This window comes from Pseudomonas sp. GM78 (genome assembly GCF_000282475.1).
Classification (GTDB): domain Bacteria; phylum Pseudomonadota; class Gammaproteobacteria; order Pseudomonadales; family Pseudomonadaceae; genus Aquipseudomonas.
Map to the genome: position 1 here is coordinate 1 of NZ_AKJF01000233.1, position 4,384 is coordinate 4,384.

General features: G+C 60.8%; 3 protein-coding genes. 1 reads left to right on the forward strand and 2 read right to left on the reverse strand.

Annotation, left to right across the window (positions count from 1 at the left end; all coding sequences use genetic code 11):
• Positions 1-30: 30 nt before the first annotated feature.
• Positions 31-2,316 carry an Orn/Lys/Arg decarboxylase N-terminal domain-containing protein gene (locus PMI35_RS00025; RefSeq protein WP_008066775.1) on the reverse strand — a complete coding sequence of 762 codons (2,286 nt, stop codon included), beginning with the start codon at positions 2,314-2,316 and terminating at the stop codon, positions 31-33.
• Positions 2,313-3,722, reverse strand: coding sequence for a putrescine-ornithine antiporter (gene potE / locus PMI35_RS00020; RefSeq protein WP_008066776.1), 1,410 nt, complete (start codon positions 3,720-3,722; stop codon positions 2,313-2,315). Before potE ends, PMI35_RS00025 begins: the two co-directional genes overlap by 4 nt.
• A 182-nt stretch (positions 3,723-3,904) precedes the next feature.
• On the opposite strand from potE, the gene PMI35_RS00015 reads away from it, so the two are divergent.
• Positions 3,905-4,234: a hypothetical protein gene (locus tag PMI35_RS00015; protein WP_032832202.1), complete on the forward strand. Its 330-nt coding sequence runs from the start codon at positions 3,905-3,907 to the stop codon at positions 4,232-4,234.
• Positions 4,235-4,384 lie beyond the last annotated feature (150 nt).

Below are 4,384 nucleotides of genomic sequence, written 5' to 3' on the forward strand. Positions count from 1 at the left end.
CTCCCACAGGGGGGGGGGGGCGTGGCCCTGTTACTTCAACACCAGCATCCGATAAACCCCGGCCTCGACTTCGATCCCGTGGGTGTCATGGGTGAAACCCGGGAAGGATCTGTCGAAGGCTTCCAGCGCCTTGAGATAGGCCAGCAGCGGACCGTCGGCAGCCCCGGCGTTCTCGCCCGGCATCAGCAGGGGAATGCCCGGCGGATACGGCACGATGCCGGTGGCGGCAATGCGCCCGGCGGCTTGTTCCAGGGTCACCAGTTCGATGTCGTTGCGCACCAGTTTCTCGTAGGCCTCCACCGGGCTGAAGACGGCTTGCGGCAGCGTGCCGAACGCCTGGGCCATGGCCGAGGTGGTCTTGTGCTGCTTCATGGCAGCGAAGATTTCGTCCGCCAGGTCCTTGAGGCCCATGCCGGCGTAACGGGTCTGGTTACCGGCCAGCAGGTCGGGCAGGCACAACTCCAGCTCGACGTTGTCGTCATAGTCGCGCTTGAAGTCCAGCAGCGCGTTGACCAGCGTGCCCCATTTGCCCTTGGTAATACCGATGGAGAACAGGAACAGGATGGTGAAGTCGGTGGTTTTTTCCACGACGATGCCCTGGCGTCCGAGGTACGCCGTCAGCACACAGGCCGGGATGCCGGAGGCGAGCAGGTTGCCGTCGTCGCCCATGCCGGGGCTGAGCACCGAGACCTTGATCGGGTCCAGCATGCAGTAGCCTTCCTCGATGTCGCCAAAACCGTGCCACACCTCGTTGGGGTGCAGGACCCAGCATTTGGGCTCGGTCTTGAGCAGCAGTGGATCGACTTCGTGGAACGGCACCGTGGCATTGCCCACTTGCACGGTCGGCGGCTGCCAGCAGGTGAAGAACCAGTCATCGTTGCTCAGCATCTCGTGGTGCATGCGCGAGATGACCTGGCGGAACGACACCGCTTCTTCGATGGATTCGCTGGTGAGAATCTGGCCGCTGGGCGCTTCCATCATCGCCGAGCTGACGTCGCAGGAGGCCATGATCGCGTAGTTGGGCGAGGTCGAGGCGTGCATCATGTACGACTCGTTGAAGCGTGCGTGTTCGATCGGATTACGGCCGTTGCGCACGTGAATCATCGAGGCCTGGGACAGGGCCGCCAGCAACTTGTGGGTCGACTGGGTGGCGAACACGGTCGGCTTCGACGCATCGTGATCGTCCGGGCTGCCGTGCATGGCGTGGCGGTCGCGGTACAGCGGGTTGAAGCGCGCATAACCGTACCAGGCTTCGTCGAAATGCAGGCGGTCGACACTCTGGCCCAGCAGTTCTTCGACGCGGGTGACGTTGTAGGTCAAGCCGTCGTAGGTGGAGTTGGTGATGATCGCGTGGACCGGCGTCGGATCGATGCCGTCCTTGACCATCGGGTTGTTGGCGATGGCCGCTTTCACGCCTTCGGCGCTCAGGGTTTGCGGGAGGATCGGGCCGATGATGCCGTAGCGGTTGCGCGTCGGTACCAGGTAGGTCGGCAGCGCCCCTGACAGGGTCATCGCATGCTCGGCGGACTTGTGACAATTGCGGTCGCACAGGGCGATCTGGTTGCGCGTGACGCTGGCCATGAGAATCACGCGGTTGGACATCGACGAACCATTGGTCACGTAATACGTGCGGTGGGCGCCGAACACCTTGGCCGCGTACCGCTCGCCCTGGCCGATGGGGCCACTGTGATCGAGCAGCGAGCCCAGTTCGCCGACCGAGATCGACAGGTCGGAACGCAGCAGGTTTTCCCCGAAGAACTCGTAGAACGCCCGGCCCGCCGTGCTCTTCAGAAACGCCGTGCCACCGGCATGACCGGGGGTGTGCCAGGAATACTCATAGGACCTGGCAAACTTCACCAGCGCCCCGAACATGGGGGGCAGGGCGGCCTGACGATAGCGTTCGATGGCCGCCAGGATACGTCCGCTGAGGAAGCGGCTGGTGTCTTCCGGGAGCCAGATGAAGTCGTCGGCGTGTTGCATGACCAGTAACGGAATGCTCGACGCGGTGGTCCGGTCGCTGATCAGGAACACCGGCACCCGCGTGTTGCGTTCGCGCAGCTTGACCAGCAACTTGATGCAGTCTTCGTGACCTTCGCTGGTGTCCATTTCCCAACTGATCAGCACGCATTGAACGGCCGGGTCCGAACGCAGGATCGACGCGGCATCGCTGAGGTTTTCCGAGGCCAGCACGCTGACGCCACGTCCCTCTACGTCACTGACCAATTGGGTCAGGGCGCGACCAAACACCGTACGCTTGTCCGCCGGGCTGCTGACAACCAGCGCGAGCATCCCGAGTGAGTGTCTATATTCCGTCATGCGTTAATCTCCAGAGTGGCTTTGTTCAAGCTGTTCACCGGCACCGGTTGGCCCGTGATGTGCTGCGCGCTGACGGTCTGTGTCGGCACGCTGTTGTTGAGTGCTTCAAGGCGAATCAGGCGGTTGTTGACGAAGCCGAAGAGCGTGTAGCCGAAGATGGTCGCCACTCCCCCGAGCATCAGCGCCTGTTCGCCGGAACTGTAGAGCGCCAGGTAGCTGTAGGCCGCCGCCACCCAGGCAATGATGTTGGTGGCCAGCGCCTTGCCTGGCGGTACGTTGGACACCTTCTGCATGGTCATCAGTGCGGCCATGGAGAGGATGTACGGCACCAGGTTGGTGACCACCGCGAGGTTGACCAGGGTGTCGAACTGCTTGCTCAGGTCCGGGCTGATGGTGAGGAAACCCAGGGCCGTCTGCGCCGCCAGCAGCACCAGCATGCCGACAATGGGCGTCCCGGCCTTGTTGGCCTTGGCGAAGATCGACAGGAAGTAACCGGTGTCCGCCGAACTCTTGTAGACCTGGGCGATGGTGAACTGCCAACCCAGCAGCGAGCCGATGCAGGCCAGTACCATCGCGGCCATCACGATGTCGCCCACCAGCGGGGTGAACATCTTGGCGAACACCAGGCCGAATGGTGCCGTGGAAGCGGCCAGTTCCGGGTTGTCGACGATGCCGGCGATCACGTTGGTGGACACGATGTAGATCACCGCCGCACCCAGGGTGCCGCCGAGTACTGCAATCGGTACGTTCTTCTCGGGGTTCTCCACCGCATCGGTGTTGGCGCACGCTGACTCAAGGCCCAGGAAGGCCCACAAGGTGATCGCCACCGAGGCACCCGCGGCGTCGTACCAGGCCATGTTGTGCGGGTTCCAGCCGGCGGCATACACGCTGCTGTCGAACCAGAACCAGCCAACGGTGGACACCAGCACCACGGGCGCAATCACGCCCCATACGGTGACTGCGCCAATGCGACCGGTAATCCGCGCACCGCCAAAGTTGGCGAACGTGGTGATCCACAACAGCGCGATGGTCGCCAGGCCCACTTGCAGTGAGTTCAGTTCAATGTGGAACAGTTCCTGGATATAGCCGACGGCGGTGATACTGATGGCCACGTTGGCAATCAGCAGCGAGAGGCCGTAGGTGTAGTTGGTGATGTAGTTACCGGCCTTGCCGAAGGTGTACTCCGCATATCCCCCCATGCCGCCGGTCTTGCGGCTGAGCATCCCGCATCGCGCAAAGGCATAGGCCAGTGCGAGGGAACCAGTGGCCGTGATTAGCCAGGAAAGAATCGAAATTCCCCCAACTTCCGCTAGTTTCGATGGTAGTAGCACAATGCCTGAGCCCAACATGTTGACCGCGGTCAACATCGTCAGCTGCCCCACACTCATTTTCTTCGCGACTGACATTCCGTTGCCTCATAAGTTGGCGGTGAGAGCTTAGCTATAGCAAAGTTTTGAAATGTCGCAAGAAAACGGCTTTCGTTTACTGATGCAAATCAATGTATTGCAAAGAAGGCATTATGCTGGCCCCCAGATTCCCCGCCTGGCGCCAGAATCGCTTTATTTTCAGGCGGTTAGGTGGAATGCAAATGCGCAATGTCTGGGTCGCGCTGATCTCTTTCAGCGTCGCGGGTCTTACCGTTTCTGCCCAAGCCAGGGAACTGAAGCCCGGTGATACTTATATGTGCAGTTGGGGCGCGGGCACGGCGGCAAGAGCACAGGAACTCAAGTTGTCCGGGGTTTCGCTGTATGCGGCGCGACAAAAAATCCAGGGGTACAAGTTTGCCAAGTCGTGGATGCGGATGATGGCGATGGGGATTACCGAACAAACTTACGACAGCCCGACACGGCTCAAGCCAGCGGCGGTCCGGCAAAGTTTTTATGACGATTGTGTGAAGTACAAGTTGGCGCGTAAGTAACAGGAGTAGGCGATCAGAACGTACGAACTGGATATTTTGCGGTTACATATCCATTGGTGCGGTAACGGCGACTTATGGTTTCGCCCTTACGGCGAGTCCCTTTTTCAAACGCCAAAAAGGAACCAAAAGGCTTTGCCCCACCACTCGGTG

Coding starts and splice junctions, on each gene's coding strand:
- PMI35_RS00025 (WP_008066775.1), bottom strand. CDS start 2,316: ATGACGGAATATAGACACTCACTCGGGATGCTCGCGCTGGTTGTCAGC.
- potE (WP_008066776.1), bottom strand. CDS start 3,722: ATGTCAGTCGCGAAGAAAATGAGTGTGGGGCAGCTGACGATGTTGACC.
- PMI35_RS00015 (WP_032832202.1), top strand. CDS start 3,905: ATGCGCAATGTCTGGGTCGCGCTGATCTCTTTCAGCGTCGCGGGTCTT.